Origin of the sequence: Mesorhizobium sp. Root157 (genome assembly GCF_001427385.1) — a bacterium.
Lineage (GTDB): Bacteria > Pseudomonadota > Alphaproteobacteria > Rhizobiales > Rhizobiaceae > Mesorhizobium.
The window spans coordinates 399,858-419,863 of record NZ_LMGJ01000001.1; the positions used below are offsets into that span (position 1 = coordinate 399,858).

The window sequence follows — 20,006 nt, forward strand, 5'->3', positions numbered from 1 at the left end:
TACAATTGCGCGTATGTGTTGGGGGTTACGCATGCCGGAATACATGTCCTTCTTCCGGTCTATCCGGATTCGTTATCTGTCCGGCCTGCTGGTTCTCGCATTGTCCGTCGGCGGCCTTATCGCCACGCTGAACCACGTCAATTCATATCGCCATCAGGTCGATACGCTGAGCGCGCATTTCGTCGCCTTTTCGCGCGATCTCAACAATGCCGCGAGCTTCGCTGAAACGGCCGTCTCCGCCTGGCGCCCGGATACGCGCAATGAACTGGCCAATGCCGCCTTCGGCCATGCCCAGAAGATTACCCAGGGCATTGAAGCGCTGACCAGCGAAGTTGCGGACATCTCCCCGCGCCTGACCAGGCAGACGGTAGACGAGTTGAAAGCGGCCTCGATCAACGGCTATCTCTTGTGGTCGGCGCGCGACATGGTGCGCAATCTCAACCTGATGGCCGAAGCAAAGTCGATCGACGACTGGAGCTATCGCGAAATCCGCAACCAGAACGACCTGTTTGCACAGTCCATGCTGGTCCGTGCCCGTGCCGCCGTCGACAGCGAGCGACGCCTCGCCGATGCGCGCGCCGACCGGCTGCTTTTGTGGGGAACCTTCCTGATGGCCGCGGCACTCGCCGCGGTTGCCTTCTGGATATTCCGCCCGATGGAAAAGGCGATCCGCCGGGCTTTTGCCGAAACCTCAGCGTCGCTGTTCAAGGCAGAAGCGGCAGATCGTGCCAAGTCCGAATTCCTGGCCAATATGAGCCACGAAATACGCACCCCGATGAACGGCGTGCTCGGCATGGCCGAACTTCTGGCCAAGACGGAGCTCACGCCGCGCCAGAAGACGTTCACCGATGTGATCGTCAAATCCGGCAACGCATTGCTGACCATCATCAATGACGTCCTCGATTTCTCGAAGATCAACGCCGGCCAGTTGACGCTCGACCCTGCCCCGTTCCGCCTGACCGAAGCTGTCGAAGACGTTGCAACCCTGGTTTCGGCTCGCGTTGCTGAAAAGAACCTGGAACTGATCGTGCGGGTAGATCCGCGCCTGCCGGCCTTCGTCGTCGGCGATGCCGGCCGCTTCCGCCAGATCGTCACCAACCTGCTCGGCAACGCCATCAAGTTCACCGAAAAAGGCCACGTGCTGATCGATGTGTCCGGTGAGGTCGTGGACGGCACCGTCCGGCTCAAGGTCGGTGTCGAGGATACAGGCATCGGCATTCCGGCCGACAAGCTGCAAAGCGTGTTCGAAAAGTTTGCACAGGTGGATTCCTCCTCGACCCGCCGTCACGAAGGCACCGGCCTCGGCCTGGCCATCGGTGCCCGCCTCGTCGATCTGATGGGCGGCAAGATCGGCGTCGAAAGCGAAATCGGACGAGGCTCCATCTTCTGGTTCACCGTGCCGTTGCCTGTGCATGAGGCGCAACAGCGCGACGAAGTCGTTCCCGGTGACGTCACCGGAGCGCGCGTCCTGGTCATCGACGACAATCCCGTCAATCGAGAGATCCTGCTGGAGCAGCTCAAGAGCTGGCGCTTCGATTGTGCGGCGGCAGAAAGCGGAGCAGTCGGCCTCGCCTTCCTCGACCGCGCGTTCCAGCTCGGCGCCTCCGTCGACTGCATCATCCTCGATTACCAGATGCCCGGCATGAGCGGCGCCGACGTGGCCAAGGCCATCGCCGCCGACAGCCGTCTGGCCTCCATTCCGGTCGTGCTGCTGACCTCCGTCGATCAGGTCGACTTCGGCAAGCTGGTCATCGATTTCGGTATCGCCGCCCATCTCACCAAGCCGGCGCGTTCGGCAATCCTTCTGGGTACCGTCATCTCCGTCATCCAGAAGGCGCGTACCCAAGCCGGTACGGCGCATTTCGTGCGCGAGCCGGTGCCGGCCCCGCAACCAGTGCGTCCAGCCCCGACGGTCCTGCGCCATCCCGCCCTGGTAACAACGGCCCCGGAAATCACCGGCACCGCGAACGCCTCGATCGATATCCTGATCGCCGAGGACAACGAGGTGAACCAGTTGGTGTTCGGCCAGATCCTCAACGGACTTGGCCTCAGCTACCGTATCGCCGGCAATGGCCGCACGGCGGTGGAGATGCACCGGGCCTTGAAGCCGAAACTGATCCTGATGGACGTCTCCATGCCGGAAATGAACGGCTATGAGGCAACACGCGCCATCCGCGCCTACGAAGCCGGCAAGGGCGAGCATATCCCGATCATCGGCGTGACCGCCCACGCGCTGAAAGGCGACCGCGACAAATGTCTCGACTCAGGCATGGACGACTATCTGCCTAAGCCGATCTCGCCCGATCGCCTGGGAACCAAGATCGGCAGTTGGTTGAGCGAAACCATGTCTGTCAAGATCGCCTGATCGCGCCACGCTACAGCTAACGCTTTGCTTTCAGAGTATCGGAATTTTCCGAGAACGAGGTCCAGCATCCCGGTCCGGTGCCTAACGGTTCCTGACCACGACACAAGCACCGCCGGCGCTATGCAGGTCGCGGCAAATGGTGTTGGCTTCGCCCCTGTTGTCCGCTCCGATGCGCACGGCATAGATGCCGCGCCAGCCAAGTGGCGACCGGACCCGGCTGACCACCGGATCGTGTGCGCCGAGCACAGCTGGAAATCTCGCTTTCAGGCGTTGCCATTGCCTGATTGCCGCGCTGCGCTGGAAAGTGCCTGCCACCTGAATGCCCCACGGCTTCACGTGCACGCTGGCCATCGCCACGGTTGCCGACATGGTGACCGGCAACCTGCGGCAGGCGACAGCAAAATTCTGCTTTTCGTCCAGTTGCGCGACCCGGCCCGCATAGGCGGTATCGGTGAAATTGTCGGCCGGTTCGCCCATGATGTCGAGCACGTAGTCCTCGGTTTCCAACGGCAGGAAGCCGCCTGATCTTAGCCAGCGCGACACGCGGCTTTCGCCGGCATTGTAGGCTGCGGCCGCAAGGCCGAGGTTGCCGAAACCTGTCTTGAGCTCCCCGAGATAACGGGCAGACGCCGGAATCGCCTGCTCGATGTCGAAAGGATCGGCCAGCCCGCGCATCTTTGCGGTTCCGGGCATGAACTGGGCGATGCCTTCCGCGCCGACCGGGCTGACGGCGTTGGGGTCGAAGCGGCTTTCCTTCCAGATCAGCCGGGCGAAAAACGCCTCCGGCAAACCGGCGCGCTCGGCGTGAACCTCGATAAGTTCGCACACACGGCCGACAAGCCGCTCCCTTGCCGGCTTGGGCGGATCGGCTTCAGCCGTCCCCTCAGTGGCGAGCAGCATCGCAAGGATTGCAATGAGCCGCGCCGCGTCCCGAGCCCGCATCGGCTACTCCGCGGCCTTGGCCCTGCTGCCATGGCCGAAGCGCTGCTCGATATAGTCGGCAACCATTTTCTCGAAATCGGAGGCGATATTCGGTCCGCGCAGCGTCGCCGCCTTCCTGCCGTCGATGAACACCGGTGCGGTCGGCATTTCGCCCGTTCCCGGCAAGGAGATGCCGATATCGGCATGCTTGGATTCGCCCGGACCGTTGACGATGCAGCCCATCACCGCGACCTTGAGTTGCTCGACGCCGGGATATCTGGTGCGCCATACCGGCATGTTCTTGCGCAGATCGTCCTGGATCGACTGCGCCAATTCCTGGAACACGGTGGATGTCGTGCGCCCGCAGCCCGGACAGGCCGCCACGATCGGCACGAACTGGCGAAATCCCATCGTCTGCAGCAGTTCCTGCGCCACCTGCACCTCCTTGGTGCGGTCGCCGCCGGGCTCGGGCGTCAGCGAAACGCGGATGGTGTCGCCAATGCCTTGCTGCAAAAGGATGCCCATCGCCGCCGATGAGGCCACGATGCCTTTCGAGCCCATGCCGGCCTCGGTAAGGCCGAGATGCAGGGCATGGTTCGAGCGCGTTGCAAGTTCGGCATAGACGGCGACCAGGTCCTGAACGCCGCTGACCTTGGCCGAGAGGATGATCTTGTCGCGGCCAAGCCCGATTTCCTCGGCAAGCTCGGCCGACAGGATCGCCGACTGCACGATCGCCTCACGCGTCACGTCCTGCGCCGTCATGGGAGAGCCGTTCCGCTGGTTTTCGTCCATCAGCCTGGTCAGCAACTCCTGGTCGAGCGAACCCCAATTGACGCCGATGCGCACCGGCTTGTCGTGACGGATCGCCATCTCGACGATCGCCGCGAACTGCTTGTCCCTCTTGTCCTTGAAACCGACATTGCCGGGGTTGATGCGGTATTTCGCCAGTGCTTCGGCGCAGGCCGGATGATCGGCAAGCAGCTTGTGGCCGATATAGTGGAAGTCGCCCACCAGCGGCACGTTGACGCCAAGCCGCGCCAGCCGGTCGCGGATGAACGGCACGGCGGCGGCACTTTCGTCCCGATCCACGGTGATGCGAACGATCTCGGAGCCGGCGCGATGCAGGGCCGCCACCTGGGCGACCGTCTGGTCGATGTCTGCCGTATCCGTATTGGTCATCGACTGGACGACGACCGGCGCAGATCCGCCAACCATGACGCCGCCGACATCGACACCGACCGAGGCGCGGCGCTGAAATGGTGAGGAATAGTATCCGGTCATGCCCGGCCGCCTCTAGAATCTTTTCGAGACGTCGCGCATCCGGCCGGATGCGTCAGGGCGCCCCACTGCATCAATGCGCGCAACATGCCGTGAGAAATGTGAAATCCTTTTGGCGGACGCGCAAAATCCTCGCATGAGGTGGAGGAGAGCGCCCGACTTGTCAATGCGGCGATTGCATCAGCAGGGTTTTAACAGGTGCCGGACACGCCAAAACACCTACCTGACCCGATAGGGCAGGTCGGTCGAAATAAAACCCGATATCATTCGGCGACGCTCACGCCGCCGAAATCAATTCGGCTTTGACTTGATGACCTTGTGCGTCAGTGCGTAGTCGGTTGACCTCGCAGTTTTTCAATCTCGTCCTTGATGGCCAGCTTGCGTCGCTTGAGGTTAGCTATTTCGAGATCGTCGACCGACGGATGCAACAAGGCATTGTCAATCTCGCGCTCGATGTCGCCGTGTTTCCTCTGCAATTCGTCAAGATGGGATGCAAGAGACATGATTGGTTCTCCCTTTCATGGTTTCCTCGATTGCAGCCGTCACGGCACACCGCAAGTACCCACTGTGACGGCACGATGACAGTGTGCCATCAACTCAAGCCGATGTCGAATGAACTTGGGTCGCATTCCACGACAAGCTGAAATGTGATATCTGCATGACTTCAGTGGCCCGACGCCGCTGTTTCCGCCCAACAGGGTTCCCAGCCAAGGCGCACTGTGGGCGCCGAAATATGCAGACGGTAAGTAATGTCCGAACAGGAACAGGCCGATATCCGCCTAGAATTCGCGCGCTTGAAGCAGGATCACGCCGACTTCGACGCGGCCATCAATGCAATGCTCGCCACCGGCTGCGATCCGCTGCAAATCCAGCGCATGAAGAAAAAGAAGCTGGCCCTGAAAGACCGGCTGCGATCTCTTGAGGATCGCATCATCCCCGACATCATCGCCTGATACGGGTAGGCCGAACCGCCGCAGCGTCAGGCTGCCAAAGCCGATCCGGTTTCGGAGCATCGGCAAGGATGCGCGCGCTATCGATCGGTGATGATCTTGACCTTGTCTCCAGCCGAGACGGTGGCGCCGGGCGCAAGTGCGTTGAGCACCCGGAAAAGGTCCAGCTTGCGGTCCACGCCCACCATCTGGGCCGAAAGCGTGCCCATGGTCTGGCCCGGCTTGACCGTCACGATGCGGATGCGTAGCGGCTTCAAAGCCGCCTTTTCGGCAGGGCTCAGGATGCGGAAACTGCCGCCGACGGAGCGGGCAACGCTGTCGAGCGAGGTGCTTGCCGCAGGGGCCGCAGTCAGCAGCCGATAGACCTGCCCGCCGGCGCGGATGACGGTGACGTCGAAGCGCCAGCCCTCGGCGCTGGCGCTGGCCACCGCAGCTTCGTTGCCGTTGATCGTTTCCTGCCGCACGCTGGCGTCGTCGAGGCCGGCGACCCAGCCGCTGCGGATATAATCGGTCAGCGAGCGGCTCTGGCTCACCGTCACGCCGTCGAAGCGTACCGCCATGTCGCCCGGTCCGGTCGCGGTAACGGCGGTCGCCGAATTGTCGATTATGAAGCCGTCCGGTACCGAGAACGAGACGCCGAGCCCGGGATGCAGGAAGGTATTGCCGCGCACATAGCCCTCTTCCGGCGTGTCGCCGTAAAGCAGACCGTCTATGCCGGCAAGGAAACTGTCCCGGTCACGCGTGCCGACGCCTGGCGGGCCGAACTGGCGCGCATGGCGCAGCGCCAGTTCGATACGCTGCGGCGTGTTGGGATGCGTCGCCAGGAAGTCGAGGCTGGCGTCCGTCGCGCCGCTGACCGAGCGGAAATCGGTGTAGGTGGACATCGATTGCAGGAAGCGGCTGGCAGCATAGGGATCGTAGCCCGCCTCGCCCACCGACTTGATGCCGATGGCGTCGGCCTCCAGTTCCTGGTTGCGCGAAAACTGTGCCAGCCTGAGCTTGCCCCTGATCAGCGCAACTTTTGCGGTAGGGCTATCGCCCAGCACGTCCGAGACGACCTTGGTCGCCAGACTTTCTTCCGCCTCGAGTTGCTGACGCTGCAACCCGTGATTGGCGGTGACATGGCCCATTTCATGCGCGACGACTGCGGCAAGCTCGGATGAATCGTTGGCCAGCGCCAGGAGACCGCGGGTGATGTAGAGGTAGCCGCCCGGCAGCGCGAACGCATTGACGTTCGGCGAATTGAGGATGGTGATGCGGTAGTTTTGCGTTGGATTAGCCGAAACCGTGGTCAGGCTGCCGATGACCTTGGCGACCATGCGCTCAAGCTTGGGATCGGAATATTCGCCGCCGTAAGTGGCCAGAATGCGCGGATGCTGGGCACGCGCCAGTTCGGCCAGCTTGTTGTTGGCGGTGACATTGTCGACCGTGACCGGCCGGTCGGACGGACGGAATGCCGATTCCTGCACGCCGGGCGGCGTGATTGCCTGACAAGCGGCCAAGACGACGGCAGCGCCCGCCAGCACGAGCGCGCGCGACAGCGTGGATTTGCTGATATGATCCAGGCCGGTCGACAGATCGGCGTCCTTTCGCGTTCCCATGGGCAAATCAGGGCTGCCCAACCATCCTTGTGCGGACCTAGCCACACTCAACCTTGCATAGCAAGAACGGGCCCCGACTGCTGGCGACGCTTTGGCCGTAAATTATGTCCGCTTCCGGGCAACATCTCGTGATTCGTTCTCGGAGCCGATATAGCGCCGGAACGCCTCCGGTCCACCCCCGTTGAAGAAATGCTCCGCAGGTCCGGCCGCCGCGACTGCGCCGTTCTCAACGAACACCATGTTCTTGACGATTCGACGCGCATCCTCGGGCTGATGGGTCACGAACAGCACCGTCATGCGCCGCTCGGCCTGCAAATTGGCCACGAGATCCAGCATGCCGTCGCGCAATGCCGGCCCCAGCGAAGCGAAAGGCTCGTCAAGCAACAGGACCGGACGGTCGCGCACCAGGACGCGCGCCAGGGCCACCCTTTGGCGCTCGCCGCCGGACAGTTCGCGCGGCAAGCGGCATTGCTTTCCGTCGAGCCCGGTCCGTGCCAGCGCTTCTCCAACGGCATCGCGCTCGGCGGTGCTCAGCTTGAATGAGGGTGAGCAGCCCAGCCCGACATTGTCTTCGACCGACAAATGCGAAAACAGGTTGTTTTCCTGGAACACCATGGACACCGGGCGGTTGGCCGGCGCTTCGAGCGTCACGTCCGTGCGGCCGATCACGACGCGGCCGGCCTGAGGCATCTCGAAGCCGGCGACAAGATTGAGCAGGGTCGACTTTCCCGAACCGCTCGGTCCCATCACCGCGGTGATCTCGCCCGGGACGAATGCCACGTCGAAGGTGAAACTGGTCTCGCCATAGCTGAATTCCACCGATTCAAGCTTGACTGCCGCGCCTGCCCGTACCGGTTCGTTCATGCGGAAGCTTCCTTTCCGAAACGGCTGGCGGCGAGCATCAAAACGAGGCAGACGGCACCCAGGATCAGCGCCAGTCCGGCCGCATCCTCGGTGCGGTAGCTGCCCATGCGCGACAGGAGCAGATAGGGCAGCGTCTGCACCGAATCGCTGCCGAACAGCGCGATCACGCCAAGGTCTCCCAGCGACAAGGCCATGGCGAAAGCGAACGCCGTCGCCAGCGGGCGCCGCAACGGCGGCCAGTCGATCAGCTTCAGCCGGTTCCAGCCCGAAATGCCAAGAAGCGCACACAGACGCTCATGGCGTTCGCTGGCGGCATCATAGGCGGGGCGTAGCGCCCGGATCGCAAAGGGCATCGCCATCACCGCATTGACGGCCGCGACCATCACCGGCGCAAGCGCGAACACGTCGCTGCTGTGGCGCAGGAGTACGAACCAGCCTGCGCCGATGACGATGGGCGGCACGACCAGCACGAAGCCGGCACCGGTATCGGTCGCGTGTTCGAGAAGCGTCCTGCCTTGCCCGGAACGCCGCAGCGCCAGAGCGCGGCGCGCCATGATCAAGGCGAGCGACAAGACCGACGCCAGCAAGGCAGACACGAATGCCAGCACCATGCTGGTCAGTGCGGCACGACGCACGGCGTCCTCCATGACCAGCCGCCCGAGGTCGGCCTGAACGCCCGCCGCGACAGTCGCGGCCATCGGCCCGGCGACAAACGCAAGCGCAAGCACGATCAGCGTCACGTTAAGGAGAGCCTCGCCCTTGCCGACCGAATGGTAGCGGCGCGGCGCGACCTGCAGGTTGGCATCGCCTGTGGTGTTGGCGCCGAGGCGGGCAAGCACGAGCACGACGACAAGCGTCAGCCCGATCTGCAGCAAGGTCAGCGACACGGCACGCGCCGGATCGAAATCGAAGCGCAGCGCCTGGTAGATCGCCACTTCCAGCGTGGTGGCGCGCGGCCCCCCACCAAGCGTCAGGACGATGGTGAAGGAGGTGATGCAAAGCATGAATACCAGCCCGGCAACGCCCGGAAGCGCTTGCCTGAGCACTGGCCATTCGATTAGCCGAAAGGCCGGCCGCGCACCCATGCCGAGTTGGCTGGCCAGCCGCCACTGGTCGGCCGGCACGGCATGCAACACTTCGAGGAACAGCCGCACCGCCAGAGGCAGATTGAAGAAGACATGGGCAACGAGGATGCCGGAGAGACCGTAGATGCCCGGCCATGTCCCGCCGCCCAGTTCGCTCAGGAAGCCGGCGAAATAGCCGGCGCGGCCATAGAGCGCGAGAATCCCGAGCGCGGCGACGATCGCCGGCAGCGCCAGCGGCACCGCAAACAATTGCAGGATCAGGTCGCGGCCGAAGAAGCGCGGATGGCGCGCCAGTGCGCGGGCGACGAACAGCGCCGGCAGCACCGAAAACAGGGTGGACAGGATCGCTTGCCACAGCGTGAAACGGGCGACGCGCGCCAGATAGCCGTCGAAAGCGGCATAGGCCCCCGACATGTCGCGCGCGCCCTCGGCGATCAGGCCGGCGAACGCCCCGCCGATCAAAAGCGTGACGAATGCCAGCGCAATGATACCGGCGTGAATGCGGGGGTCTGATGTACGGGTCGAATGCATAGGCTGCAAAGTGCCCAAAAACCGGTTTGTTGGAACACCCTTTTCCGACCAGCCGGAGAAGGGTGTTCCTGTAGGGTGGGGAAGAACTATTTGCTCATCACGCCGAGCCATTCGTCCACCCAGGCCTTGCGGTTCTCAGCTACTTCCTCGGAGCTGAACAGCAAGGTCTTGGCCGGCTTGACCAGTTTGTCGAAAGCCGGGTTGAGCGGCTTGTCGGTCTTTCCGGCCGGGAACATCCAGTTGGTTTCCGGGATGACATCCTGGAAGCCGGGGCCGGTCATGAAGGCGATGAACTTTTCCGCCAGCGGATTGCCGGCTCCTGTCGTGGTGACGCCGGCAACTTCGATCTGCAGGTAATGCCCCTCCTCGAAGGCGGCCGCCTGGTAGCGTTCGCTGCTTTCGGCCACCATGTGGTAGGCCGGTGAGGTGGTATAGGAAAGCACCATCGGCGCCTCGCCCTTGGTGAACAGGCCATAGGCCTCGCTCCAGCCGGGCGTCACCGTCAGCACGCGGCCCTTGAGCTTGGCCCAGGCCTCGCCCGCCTGGTCGCCGTAGACCGACTTGACCCACAACAGCAGGCCAAGTCCGGGCGTCGAGGTGCGCGGATCCTGGATGGCGATCTTCTGTTCGGGATCGCCCTCGACCAGCTCCTTGAGGCTCTTCGGCGGCGTCTTCAGCTTTTCGGCATCATAGATGATGGCAAAATAGCCGTAGTCATAGGGAACGAAGATATCGTCGCTCCAGCCGCCCGGCACGTTGATGTCGCCGACGGTGCCATGCGGGACAAACAGCCCGGTTTGCCTGGCTTCGGCGGTCAGATTGGTATCGAGCCCCAGAACCACGTCAGCCTTGGTCGAAGCCCCTTCCAGCTTGACACGGTTCAGCAGGGCGACGCCGTCGGCGACCGAGACGAAATCGACTTCGCAGCCACATTCGGCCTCGAAGTTCTTTTTCACCTGCGGACCCGGACCCCATTCCGCGGTGAAACTTTCATAGGTGTAGACGGTGAGCTTGTCCTTGGCTGCCGCCGGGACAATCAAGGCAAGCGTGGTGGCTGCGAGAAACGATAAAAGCAATGTGCGCATCGGCGCCTCCTTCGTTCAAACAATTAAGGGAATTGAGGCGCCGGGAGTTCCCGAAAGCATCTAATCCCTCCGCCGGTACAAGCCGGATCAGGTTCAGCGGGTTGGCATTTTGCCTCTCAGCCGGTCCGCATGACGCGTCCGGCACCCCGTTAGAGCGTTTTGACACATAGTCCGCGATGACCGGCCATGCAAGAGCAGCTTGCTTGTGTCGGACTTCCGTTCTGTCATGGGGGCTGCTAAGGGCCTCGCCCATGAGCCAATTCACCATTCTTCTGGGCGGCGACCTTGTCCGCACCCCGGTGCTTGACGATCAGGTCGCGGGAACACGCGTCATCGCTGCCGATTCCGGCATCCGCCATGCCGAATTGCTCGGCCTGACACCGGAACTTTGGGTCGGCGATTTCGATTCGGTCCCAAAGGATTTGCCGCCACGCCTGCAATCGGTGCCGACGCGGAAATTCCCGGCCGAAAAGGACAAGACCGACGGCGAACTGGCCATCGACATTGCCCGTGAAAAGGGCGCGACCTCGCTGATCCTTGCCGGAGCATTCGGCGGGCTGCGCGCGGACCACGCCTTCCTGCACCTGGCACTGGCGCTGCGCCTTGCGGAAAACGGTGTCTCTGTTCTGTTGACCAGCGGCGCCCAGGAGGGTGTGCCGCTGCTCAACCGGTCGGCTGAATTCGACTATGGCGAAGGCACCATGTTCTCGATCCACGGCTTTTCCGATCTGGCCGGCTTGACCGTCGAAGGGGCAAGGTGGCCACTTGCCAACGTCGAGGTGCCGTTCGGCTCATCTCTGACCATATCAAACGCGGTCGCCGGAAAGCTGCGCATCCAACTCGCCAGCGGCCGTGCGTTGCTGGTTGCCCATCCCTTCCCCATTTCCGGAAGCTGACATGGCCCCGCCTCTGCTCAATCTTACCGGCATCAAGCTGACTTTCGGCGGCACGCCGCTGCTCGACGGGACAGAGCTGACGGTAGCCCCCGGCGACAAGATCGCGCTGGTCGGCCGCAACGGTTCCGGCAAGTCGACATTGTTGAAAATCGCCGCCGGACTGGTCGAGGCGCAGGACGGCGAGGTCTTCCGCCAACCTTCGGCGACCATCCGCTACCTGCCCCAGGTGCCGGATCTGGACGGCTTCGCCAGCGTTCGCGCCTATGTCGAGGCGGGCCTCGGCCCAGCCGACGACCCGCATCGAGCCACCTACCTGATGGAACATCTGGGCCTGAGCGGGGAAGAGCGCCCCGACGAGTTGTCCGGCGGCGAGGCCCGCCGTGCGGCGCTTGCCCGCGTCATGGCCCCGGAACCCGATATCCTGCTGCTCGACGAGCCGACCAACCACCTCGACCTCCAGGTCATCGAATGGCTTGAAGAGGAACTTGTCCGAACCTCTTCAGCCCTGATCGTGATTTCGCACGACCGCCGCTTCCTCGAGCGTGTCTCGCGCGCCACCATCTGGCTGGATCGCGGCCAGACCCGACGGCTGGACCGAGGCTTCGGCAATTTCGAGGAATGGCGCGACAAGGTGCTGGAAGAAGAGGAGCGCGCGCAGCACAAGCTCGGCCGCCAGATCGTGCGCGAGGAGCATTGGCTGCGCTATGGCGTGACGGCGCGGCGCAAGCGCAACATGCGCCGGCTTGGCGAGTTGCAGACGATGCGCCAGCGCTTCCGCGGCCACAAGGGTGCCGAAGGCTCCGCCACCATGGTGGCCAGCGACGCGGCCGAATCCGGCAAGCTGGTCATCGAAGCGAAAGGCATCGGCAAGAGCTTTGGCGACCTCACCGTGGTCAAGGATTTCTCGACCCGTATCCAGCGCGGCGACCGCGTCGGTCTCGTCGGCCCCAATGGCGCGGGAAAGACGACGCTGCTCAAGATGCTCACCGGCGAATTGGCGCCCGACGCCGGCACGGTCCGCCTCGGCGTCAATCTCGAGATCGCCACGCTCGACCAGAAGCGCGAATCGGTCGATCCGAACGAAACACTTGCCCACTATTTGACCGACGGCCGCGGCGAGAGCCTCGTCATCAACGGCGAACAACGCCACGTCGTCTCCTACATGAAGGATTTCCTGTTCAAGCCGGAGCAGGCACGCACCCCGGTGCGCGAACTCTCCGGCGGCGAACGGGCGAGGCTGCTGCTGGCCCGCGTTCTCGCTCGCCCGGCCAACCTTCTGGTGCTCGACGAACCGACCAACGATCTCGACATGGAAACGCTGGAATTGTTGCAGGAACTGGTCGCAGGCTTCGCCGGCACGGTGATTCTGGTCAGCCACGACCGCGACTTCCTCGACCGCACGGTGACCAGCATCATAGCCCCGGACGGCAACGGCCGCTGGGTGGAATATGCCGGCGGCTATTCCGACATGCTGGCCCAGCGCGGGGGCACCAGACTGGACGACCGCAAGTTGCGCGCCCGCTCGGCTGGCGGGGAAGCTGTTGCGGCGGCGGAGCGGGCCGAACAGACAGAGCCCAAGGTTCCGGCGAAGAAGCTGTCCTTCAAGCAGAAGTTCGCGCTGGAGAACCTGCCGTCCAAGATGGCCGCCGTATCCGCCTCCATCGCGGCACTCGAGAACAACATCGCCGATCCGGCCTTCTATGAGCGAGACCCAAAGGGATTCCAGAAGATTATCGCCGCGCTTGACAAGGAGCGCGTCACGCTTGCCGCCCTTGAAGAAGAGTGGCTGGAACTGGAAATGCTGCGCGAAGAACTGGAGGGATGAGAGCCGGATCCAGCGCCTGGCACTATAGGCAGGCTTCGCAGATCGCCTCGATATGGCGGCTGTCGGTGCCGCAACATCCTCCAAGCACCGAAATATGCTTGAAACGGTCGCGCATCGCACGGTAGCGACGGCCAAGATCGGCGGGATCGCCTGGGTCGAGTTCGGTCGCCCCATCGAGTTCCGCGTGGCTCCTGGTAGAGGCGTTGGCCCGCACCCCGCGAATGCGGCTCACCCAATGTGCATTGTCGCTGAGAATGGCCTCGAAATGGCTTGGATGGGCGCAGTTGATCATGAAATAGGCCGGGGCGCCGTCGGTCTCGTCATCGACCAGTTCGATCGCCTCCTGCAGGCTTTCCCCCGAGGGCAAGCGGCCATCCGTCTCGACCGTGAAGGAAATCACCGAAGGCAATCCGACACTCATCGCGGCGCAGGCGATACCGACAGCTTCGTCGGGATAGTTCATGGTAACGGCGCTGACCATGTCGGCGCCGGCATCGCCAAAGGCCCTCATCTGATCGCAATGATAGTCTTCCGCCTGCCGGGTCGTCATCAGCGCGTCGGGCCGGTAGCCGTCGCCGCGCGGGCCGATGACGCCGTTCACCAGAACCGTCATGCCGCGCGCCACATAAGGCGCGCCAAGCGCCCTCGCATGCGCAATGGCGCGGCGATTGACGCCAGCCAGAACCTCACGCGAATAGCCGAGCTTTTCGCCCCAATCGAGATTGGCTCGCCAGGTGGGTGTATCGAGCACGAAACCCACACCATGCCTTTCGGCGATATCCAGATACTGGCTGAAATAGCTATCGAGCCGTTCCAGGCCCTTGGCATCGTCAAGCAGGGGGAAGGCCGCGAAGCCCGGCAATTCGATCCCGTCCAGAAAGACAAGCGAAGTTTCCAGCCCGCCATCTGTGAGAAGAACGGCTTCGCCCAGATTTCTCGGATCGATCCTTGCAGCGCACATGCGCGTGCTCCGCTAGCCGTGGAGCCTCAAGAGGTTGTTCTCGGTTAGTCCGATGCCACAGCAAAAGAGCGGCGCGGCGCAAACGTCGCGTGCCGCCAATCACTGTTTCAGAATATTAGCACATGCCGACGAAACTGCCACAGGAAGGCACCGCCGCCGCAGCGGTGTTTCATCCAGCCGAGTTTACCTGCCAGGCTTTCAGCGCTTCATCGAACACCTTGTCGCCGGGGATACCCTTTTCCATCGTCAGCAGCGCCCTGCGCCCCGATTTGTAGATGACCGGAACGTCGATCCAATCCTGATTGCGCAGGAGCGTCATGTTGGCGTTCTCGTCGGCTTTGGTATCATTGAGGGCAACGAGGAAGTAGCCGTCGGCGATCTTGGCCGGGATGCCGATCAACGGGCTGCCAGCTTCCTGCTCGGCAGCCTTCATGGCAATCCGAAGCACGTTCTCGATGCCGCCGCCTTCAAAGCCGTCGGGTGTCAGGAATATCATCTCGATGATGTGGCTCGCGGGCAGCGTCTGGTCCGCATTGCGGCGGATCGTCAGGCGCAGTTGCACATCCTTGCCCGGAATTGTCGCCTCGCCCCGGATCGCCGGTTCGGGAGGCGCATCGCCGCCAGGTGATTCCTGCACGAGTGACCAGACGATATTGCCGGATTCGGCCGAACCCTGCGCGACACTGGTACGCTCTTCGTAAAAGATCGCTTTCTGCCCGACAGGTACGGCAGCCTGCGCTTCGGGAGCAGCCGGTGCTGTTCCTTCGCCGGCGGCGGGCGGCGTGGCCGACCCTTCGGAACCCGGCTCCGTAGGCGCAACGGCAGGCGGCGGCGTGGTCAGCGCCACGACGGAGGTGCCCTCGCCGATACCGCTTTCACCGCCGGCCGGACCGGGATCGGTTTCATTTCCGTCCGGCAGCAGGCGCTGCGTGAACTTTGCCGCTTCGCCGGCATCGTTCCCGCTTGCCGGGTTATTGGCCGGCGCCGGCGTGGTTTCGGCAGCTGCGGTCTCGCTGGCGGTCGGCGGCGCAACTTTCACCGGCTTGACCACGACAGGCGTCGGCTCGTCGCTGGACGCGAACATACCCTGGAAGGCATCCTTGTTCGACCATACGCCGTAGGCACCGCCGGCGACGACCAACACGGCAACGGCAGCCGCGATCAGCCCCCGGTAGCTGCGTTTGCCATCCGGCTCGTCGCCAGACGCGAACACATCGCCGCGCCGATCGCCTTCCGTCTCAAGCTCTTCGCCTGCCGTGTACGAGGGGCCGTTCCCGGCCGCCGGCAACTCGGGCGGCGCCGGCTCTGTCCACACCGCCTGCTCGGCCTTGCGCCAGGACGGGTCCGGCCTGGCCTCCAGGTTCGGCGACAAAGGTTCGGCCTTGGCGGCCGGCCGGACATGGTTGGGCTGGTTCTTGTTCTTGTCGATCGAGGAAAAGATATTGTCCAGTTCCGCCAGCGGATCGATGTCTGCGGCCACCGGCGGCGCAAAGCCCCGCTCCACCGTTGCAATGGCATCTTCCAGCGCGCGCGTCTGACGCTCGGCCACCGAAGCCGGCGGCGCAGGCTCGATGGCCGCCAGCTTGGCAGCCACCGTCGAGCGGGCCTTGTCGTAGACCCTCGCCCGCATCTGCGGCGTCGTTTCGCCGAGACCGTCGAGCGTCTTTTTCAGAACCGCAACGAAATCTGCCATGCTTCAGTCGACCTGTCATTTCCTTGCCGGCAGTCCTCGGTTGGGCTCGCGGCCGGCAAATCGGGAGTGTTAGTCTTGAAACGGATCGGTCACAAGTATCGTGTCGTCCCGTTCCGGGCTGGTTGAAAGTAGCGCCACAGGTGCGCCGATCAATTCCTCGATATGGCGTACATACTTCACCGCCTGCGCCGGCAGGTCGGCCCAGCTTCTGGCCCCGGCCGTGGTTTCCTGCCAGCCTTCAAGGGTTTCGTAGATCGGCTGGACGCGCGCCTGCGCGCCCTGGCTCGCCGGCAGGTAATCGATCACCTCGCCGTCGAGCGTGTAGCCTGTGCACACCTTGATCTCGGGTAGCCCGTCGAGAACGTCGAGCTTGGTCAGCGCGATGCCCTTGATGCCGTTGACGGCAACCGCCTGGCGCACCAGCACCGCATCGAACCAGCCGCAGCGCCGCTTGCGCCCGGTGACGACCCCGAACTCGTGCCCCTTGGTGCCGAGGAACTCGCCGATCTCGTTCTGCTGCTCAGTGGGAAACGGTCCCTCTCCGACCCTGGTCGTATAGGCCTTGGTAATGCCAAGTACATAGCTCAGGGCGCCCGGACCCACGCCCGATCCGGCCGACGCCTGCCCGGCGACGGTATTGGACGAGGTCACGAACGGATAGGTGCCGTGATCGATATCGAGCAACGTGCCTTGCGCTCCCTCGAACAGGATGCGCTCGCCAGCCCGGCGGCGATCGTCGAGAATCTTCCAGACCCGATCCATATAGGGCAGGATCTCTCCGGCGACAGAGGTCAGTTCCTGCATGATCACATCATGCGCCACCTCGCCGTGACCGAGGCCGCGCCGCAAGGCATTGTGGTGGGTCAACAGCCTGTCGACCTTCGCAGGAAGCGTGTCCAAATCCGCCAAATCCATCACCCTGATGGCGCGCCGGCCTACCTTGTCCTCATAGGCTGGGCCGATACCGCGCCGGGTCGTGCCAATCTTCGTCCCGGAATTGGAGGCCGCGTCCTCGCGAAATCCGTCCAGTTCCCGGTGCAGCGACAGGATAAGCGCTGTATTTTCGGCTATTTTCAGGCGCTCGGGCGTCACCTCCACCCCTTGCGCCTTGAGCTTGGTAGCCTCGGCCACGAAGGCGTGCGGATCGAAGACGACGCCGTTGCCGATGATCGACAGCTTGCCTTTGCGCACCACGCCTGACGGCAGCAGCGAGAGTTTATAGACATTGCCGTCGACCACGAGCGTATGCCCGGCATTGTGGCCGCCCTGGAAGCGCACCACCACATCGGCGCGTTCCGACAGCCAGTCGACGATCTTGCCCTTGCCCTCGTCGCCCCATTGGGAGCCGACGACCACCACATTGGCCATGTTTTCTTCCCTTCAATCCCGACCGCAAACAACGGCCGACCCGTCAAAAACGACAGGCCTCTATAGCGTCATGCAAGAGCCTGCGCGACCATTCTTTGCCGCCGGAATGCACCCCAGGCACAACAATTTTCGTCTTTCGCATCATTTACTTGACCGTCAAGCGGTATTAGCCCGAACCCGGCCTTGATATATCGGACACAGCCATGCACCGAAACGCCTACCTCCTTTTGCTCCTGACCATGCTGTTTTGGGCCGGCAACGCAATTGCCGGCAAGCTGGCGGTCGGGCATGTGTCGCCGATGATCCTGACAGCATCGCGCTGGGGCTTCACCCTCGCCATCCTGGCGGTCGTCGGCCGCCGCCAGCTAGCAGCCGACTGGCCTGTCATTCGGCAGCGCATCTGGTTCCTTCTTTTGATGGGCATGCTTGGCTTCACCATCTTCAGCGTCGCCATGTACTGCGCCCTGCTCTACACCACGGCCACCAATGTCAGCATCGAGCAGGGCGGCATGCCGCTGTTCGTCTTTGCCATGTCGTTCGTTCTTTTCAGAACGCGAACCACGGCGGCACAGATCGTGGGCTTCGCCCTGTCCTTCGTCGGCGTCATCGTTACCGCGACGCATGGCGAGATCGAGCGCCTCGTCCATCTCGACATGAATTTCGGCGATGCGCTGATGCTTCTGGCGATCCTGACCTACGGTATCTACACGGCCGCGCTACGCCACAAGCCGCAGGTGCATTGGATGAGCCTGATGGCAGCCCTTTGCCTCGGGGCTTTCCTAAGCGCCATACCCTTCGTCTTCGCGGAAGCCCAGGCCGGCGCCACGATCCTGCCAGACGCCAGGGGATGGGCGATCATCGCCTATGTGGTGTTGTTTCCCTCACTGATCGCGCAGGCCTTCTACATTCGCGGCGTGGAACTGATCGGGGCCAACCGTGCCGGCCTGTTCATCAATTTCCTGCCGCTGTGGGGTGCGCTTTTGGCGGTACTGATCCTTGGGGAAGACTTCCAACCCTACCACGCGGTGGCAATGGTTCTGGTGCTCGGCGGCGTGCTGATCGCGGAATATAGCGGCCGCAAGGTGGCGGCACTGCAGCCGTGACGACGCCTCACCTGGCTGCGCCACCTTCCTGCTCGTGGCGCAAGGTGGCAATGAAGCGCTTGGTGCGCTCACGCCGGGGGTTGGCGAAAACGCTTCCCGCCGGCCCGCTCTCCACCACCACGCCGGCATCGAGGAACACCACCTCGCGGGCGATTTTCGAGGCAAGGCGCAGATCATGCGTCGCCATCACCATGGTCGTGCCTTCGCTGGCCAGTTTGTTCAGCACATCGACCACTTCCTGCGCCAGTTCGGGATCGAGCGCCGAGGTCGGCTCGTCGCACAGAAGCACTTTTGGCGAAGGTGCGAGCGCGCGCGCGATGGCCACGCGCTGCTGCTGGCCGCCCGACAGCGTCGCCGGCCAAGCGTCGGCCTTGTGCGCCATGCCGACCTTTTCCAGAAGGGCAAGCGCCCGTTCGCGCGCCCGCTCGCCAGGCCATTTCAGCACTGTCACCAGCCCCTCCATGACGTTCTCGATCGCGGTGCGGTGCGGAAACAGCTGGAAATTCTGGAACACCATGCCGGTCTGGCGGCGCAGGCGCTGGATGTCCTTCGTCGCGACTTTGACGCCCGGCTCGAACACCAGCGTATCGTCGCCGATGCGCACCGTGCCGGAGGTTGGAATTTCGAGCAGGTTGATGCAGCGCAACAGGGTGCTCTTGCCGCCACCGGACGGGCCGACAAGTGCGGTGACACTGCCCTCGGCGATGGTGACACTGACGCCCTTCAGCACATGGTTGTCGCCAAAGCGCTTTTCGATGTCGGTAAGGCCGATCATACCCGTGCCTCCTCAAGGAAGCCGCCATAGCGGTTGAGCCGTCCTTCCAGCCGTGTCTGCAGCGCCGACAGCACGGAACTCATCGCCAGGTAGAGGATCGCCGCCTCGACATAGAGGATCAGCGGTTCGTAGGTGACGGCGACGATGCGCTGGGCGGCCTGGAACATTTCCGGCACGGTGATGGCGGCGGCCAGCGAAGTATCCTTGACCAGCGAGATGAAGGTGTTGGACAGAGGCGGCACCGCCACGCGCGCCGCCTGCGGCAGGATCGTGCGCCACATAGCCTGCCTCCAGGTCATGCCGATCGAATAGGCGGCTTCCCACTGGCCCTTCGGCACCGAGCCGATGACGGCGCGGATAATCTCCGACGTATAGGCGCCGACATTGAGGGTGAAGCCGATCAGCGCCGCCGTGAAGGCGTCGAGCAGGATGCCTGCGGAAGGCAGGCCGTAAAAGATCAGGAAAAGCTGAACCAGAAGCGGCGTGCCGCGAAAGATCCAGACGTAGAAGCGCACCACCGCCACCAACGGCTTCGGCCCGAACAGCCGGATCAGCGCCACCGCCAGCCCGACGAAAAGACCGAAGGCGAAGGACAGAAGCGTGAGTGGCGTGGTGAAAACGGCTGCGGCCCACAACAGGGGCCAAAGCGAATCCAGCATCAATTGCAGCCAATGGGGCACGGAAAACCTCCGGAAATCATCGCTC

General features: G+C 63.3%; 17 protein-coding genes and 1 riboswitch. Of the genes, 5 read left to right on the forward strand and 12 right to left on the reverse strand.

The window, feature by feature from the left end; all coding sequences use genetic code 11:
- The first annotated feature begins 31 nt into the window (after window positions 1-31).
- Window positions 32-2,365: a response regulator gene (locus tag ASD64_RS02020; RefSeq protein ID WP_056099837.1), complete on the forward strand. Its 2,334-nt coding sequence runs from the start codon at window positions 32-34 to the stop codon at window positions 2,363-2,365.
- 81 nt (window positions 2,366-2,446) lie between these two features.
- On the opposite strand, the gene ASD64_RS02025 is transcribed toward ASD64_RS02020, so the two are convergent.
- The 3 genes from ASD64_RS02025 to ASD64_RS02035 all read right to left on the reverse strand — a co-directional run bounded on the left by ASD64_RS02025 (window position 2,447) and on the right by ASD64_RS02035 (window position 5,067).
- Window positions 2,447-3,265, reverse strand: coding sequence for a transglycosylase SLT domain-containing protein (locus tag ASD64_RS02025; RefSeq protein ID WP_413813564.1), 819 nt, complete (start codon window positions 3,263-3,265; stop codon window positions 2,447-2,449).
- 45 nt (window positions 3,266-3,310) lie between these two features.
- Window positions 3,311-4,567 carry a flavodoxin-dependent (E)-4-hydroxy-3-methylbut-2-enyl-diphosphate synthase gene (ispG, locus tag ASD64_RS02030; RefSeq protein ID WP_056099843.1) on the reverse strand — a complete coding sequence of 419 codons (1,257 nt, stop codon included), beginning with the start codon at window positions 4,565-4,567 and terminating at the stop codon, window positions 3,311-3,313.
- A 320-nt stretch (window positions 4,568-4,887) separates the two neighbouring features.
- Window positions 4,888-5,067 (reverse strand): YdcH family protein, encoded by a 180-nt coding sequence (locus ASD64_RS02035; RefSeq protein WP_056099846.1) that lies wholly within the window; start codon window positions 5,065-5,067, stop codon window positions 4,888-4,890.
- 246 nt (window positions 5,068-5,313) lie between these two features.
- On the opposite strand from ASD64_RS02035, the gene ASD64_RS02040 reads away from it, so the two are divergent.
- Window positions 5,314-5,517 carry a YdcH family protein gene (locus ASD64_RS02040; RefSeq protein WP_056099848.1) on the forward strand — a complete coding sequence of 68 codons (204 nt, stop codon included), beginning with the start codon at window positions 5,314-5,316 and terminating at the stop codon, window positions 5,515-5,517.
- 77 nt (window positions 5,518-5,594) lie between these two features.
- On the opposite strand, the gene ASD64_RS02045 is transcribed toward ASD64_RS02040, so the two are convergent.
- From ASD64_RS02045 to thiB, 4 genes are all read right to left on the reverse strand, one after another.
- The gene (locus ASD64_RS02045; RefSeq protein ID WP_056099851.1) at window positions 5,595-7,115 is read right to left on the reverse strand and encodes a M48 family metalloprotease; all 1,521 of its coding nucleotides are present in this window, start codon (window positions 7,113-7,115) and stop codon (window positions 5,595-5,597) included.
- A gap of 102 nt (window positions 7,116-7,217) precedes the next feature.
- Entirely contained in the window at window positions 7,218-7,979 is a 762-nt protein-coding gene (gene thiQ, locus ASD64_RS02050; RefSeq protein WP_056099853.1) for a thiamine ABC transporter ATP-binding protein, read from the reverse strand.
- Window positions 7,976-9,595 carry a thiamine/thiamine pyrophosphate ABC transporter permease gene (gene thiP / locus ASD64_RS02055; RefSeq protein WP_056099856.1) on the reverse strand — a complete coding sequence of 540 codons (1,620 nt, stop codon included), beginning with the start codon at window positions 9,593-9,595 and terminating at the stop codon, window positions 7,976-7,978. The genes thiQ and thiP overlap by 4 nt, the downstream gene beginning before the upstream one ends.
- Window positions 9,596-9,681: 86 nt before the next feature.
- Complete coding sequence (gene thiB / locus ASD64_RS02060; protein WP_056099860.1) at window positions 9,682-10,680, reverse strand: thiamine ABC transporter substrate binding subunit; 999 nt, start codon at window positions 10,678-10,680, stop codon at window positions 9,682-9,684.
- A gap of 47 nt (window positions 10,681-10,727) precedes the next feature.
- Window positions 10,728-10,839, reverse strand: a riboswitch (TPP riboswitch).
- Window positions 10,840-10,931: 92 nt separating this feature from the next.
- Here thiB and ASD64_RS02065 point away from each other — a divergent pair.
- Both ASD64_RS02065 and ASD64_RS02070 read left to right on the forward strand, forming a co-directional pair.
- On the forward strand, window positions 10,932-11,576 hold the full coding sequence (locus ASD64_RS02065; RefSeq protein ID WP_056099862.1) for a thiamine diphosphokinase: 645 nt from the start codon (window positions 10,932-10,934) through the stop codon (window positions 11,574-11,576).
- 1 nt (window position 11,577) lies between these two features.
- A complete protein-coding gene (locus ASD64_RS02070; RefSeq protein WP_056099865.1) occupies window positions 11,578-13,401 on the forward strand; it encodes an ABC-F family ATP-binding cassette domain-containing protein in 1,824 nt (607 codons plus the stop codon).
- Between the two features lie 22 nt (window positions 13,402-13,423).
- Here the strand turns inward: ASD64_RS02070 and ASD64_RS02075 are convergent, their stop codons facing one another.
- The 3 genes from ASD64_RS02075 to ASD64_RS02085 form a co-directional block, all read right to left on the reverse strand.
- Window positions 13,424-14,362 carry a homocysteine S-methyltransferase family protein gene (locus tag ASD64_RS02075; RefSeq protein ID WP_056099867.1) on the reverse strand — a complete coding sequence of 313 codons (939 nt, stop codon included), beginning with the start codon at window positions 14,360-14,362 and terminating at the stop codon, window positions 13,424-13,426.
- 169 nt (window positions 14,363-14,531) lie between these two features.
- Window positions 14,532-16,055 carry a hypothetical protein gene (locus ASD64_RS02080; protein ID WP_056099870.1) on the reverse strand — a complete coding sequence of 508 codons (1,524 nt, stop codon included), beginning with the start codon at window positions 16,053-16,055 and terminating at the stop codon, window positions 14,532-14,534.
- Between the two features lie 69 nt (window positions 16,056-16,124).
- Window positions 16,125-17,423: an adenylosuccinate synthase gene (locus ASD64_RS02085; RefSeq protein WP_056099873.1), complete on the reverse strand. Its 1,299-nt coding sequence runs from the start codon at window positions 17,421-17,423 to the stop codon at window positions 16,125-16,127.
- A gap of 203 nt (window positions 17,424-17,626) precedes the next feature.
- On the opposite strand from ASD64_RS02085, the gene ASD64_RS02090 reads away from it, so the two are divergent.
- Window positions 17,627-18,526, forward strand: coding sequence for a DMT family transporter (locus ASD64_RS02090; protein WP_056099876.1), 900 nt, complete (start codon window positions 17,627-17,629; stop codon window positions 18,524-18,526).
- Window positions 18,527-18,533: 7 nt separating this feature from the next.
- Here ASD64_RS02090 and ASD64_RS02095 read toward each other — a convergent pair whose 3' ends face one another.
- Together ASD64_RS02095 and ASD64_RS02100 are read right to left on the reverse strand one after the other, a co-directional pair.
- A complete protein-coding gene (locus ASD64_RS02095) occupies window positions 18,534-19,301 on the reverse strand; it encodes an amino acid ABC transporter ATP-binding protein (RefSeq protein ID WP_056099879.1) in 768 nt (255 codons plus the stop codon).
- The gene (locus ASD64_RS02100) at window positions 19,298-19,981 is read right to left on the reverse strand and encodes an amino acid ABC transporter permease (RefSeq protein ID WP_056099882.1); all 684 of its coding nucleotides are present in this window, start codon (window positions 19,979-19,981) and stop codon (window positions 19,298-19,300) included. The genes ASD64_RS02095 and ASD64_RS02100 overlap by 4 nt, the downstream gene beginning before the upstream one ends.
- Window positions 19,982-20,006: the final 25 nt, after the last annotated feature.

Bases quoted from the DNA above. Each gene is read 5' to 3' on its own strand.
- ASD64_RS02020 (WP_056099837.1), top strand. From the start codon at position 32: ATGCCGGAATACATGTCCTTCTTCCGGTCTATCCGGATTCGTTATCTG.
- ASD64_RS02025 (WP_413813564.1), bottom strand. From the start codon at position 3,265: ATGCTGCTCGCCACTGAGGGGACGGCTGAAGCCGATCCGCCCAAGCCG.
- ispG (WP_056099843.1), bottom strand. From the start codon at position 4,567: ATGACCGGATACTATTCCTCACCATTTCAGCGCCGCGCCTCGGTCGGT.
- ASD64_RS02035 (WP_056099846.1), bottom strand. From the start codon at position 5,067: ATGTCTCTTGCATCCCATCTTGACGAATTGCAGAGGAAACACGGCGAC.
- ASD64_RS02040 (WP_056099848.1), top strand. From the start codon at position 5,314: ATGTCCGAACAGGAACAGGCCGATATCCGCCTAGAATTCGCGCGCTTG.
- ASD64_RS02045 (WP_056099851.1), bottom strand. From the start codon at position 7,115: ATGGGAACGCGAAAGGACGCCGATCTGTCGACCGGCCTGGATCATATC.
- thiQ (WP_056099853.1), bottom strand. From the start codon at position 7,979: ATGAACGAACCGGTACGGGCAGGCGCGGCAGTCAAGCTTGAATCGGTG.
- thiP (WP_056099856.1), bottom strand. From the start codon at position 9,595: ATGCATTCGACCCGTACATCAGACCCCCGCATTCACGCCGGTATCATT.
- thiB (WP_056099860.1), bottom strand. From the start codon at position 10,680: ATGCGCACATTGCTTTTATCGTTTCTCGCAGCCACCACGCTTGCCTTG.
- ASD64_RS02065 (WP_056099862.1), top strand. From the start codon at position 10,932: ATGAGCCAATTCACCATTCTTCTGGGCGGCGACCTTGTCCGCACCCCG.
- ASD64_RS02070 (WP_056099865.1), top strand. From the start codon at position 11,578: ATGGCCCCGCCTCTGCTCAATCTTACCGGCATCAAGCTGACTTTCGGC.
- ASD64_RS02075 (WP_056099867.1), bottom strand. From the start codon at position 14,362: ATGTGCGCTGCAAGGATCGATCCGAGAAATCTGGGCGAAGCCGTTCTT.
- ASD64_RS02080 (WP_056099870.1), bottom strand. From the start codon at position 16,055: ATGGCAGATTTCGTTGCGGTTCTGAAAAAGACGCTCGACGGTCTCGGC.
- ASD64_RS02085 (WP_056099873.1), bottom strand. From the start codon at position 17,423: ATGGCCAATGTGGTGGTCGTCGGCTCCCAATGGGGCGACGAGGGCAAG.
- ASD64_RS02090 (WP_056099876.1), top strand. From the start codon at position 17,627: ATGCACCGAAACGCCTACCTCCTTTTGCTCCTGACCATGCTGTTTTGG.
- ASD64_RS02095 (WP_056099879.1), bottom strand. From the start codon at position 19,301: ATGATCGGCCTTACCGACATCGAAAAGCGCTTTGGCGACAACCATGTG.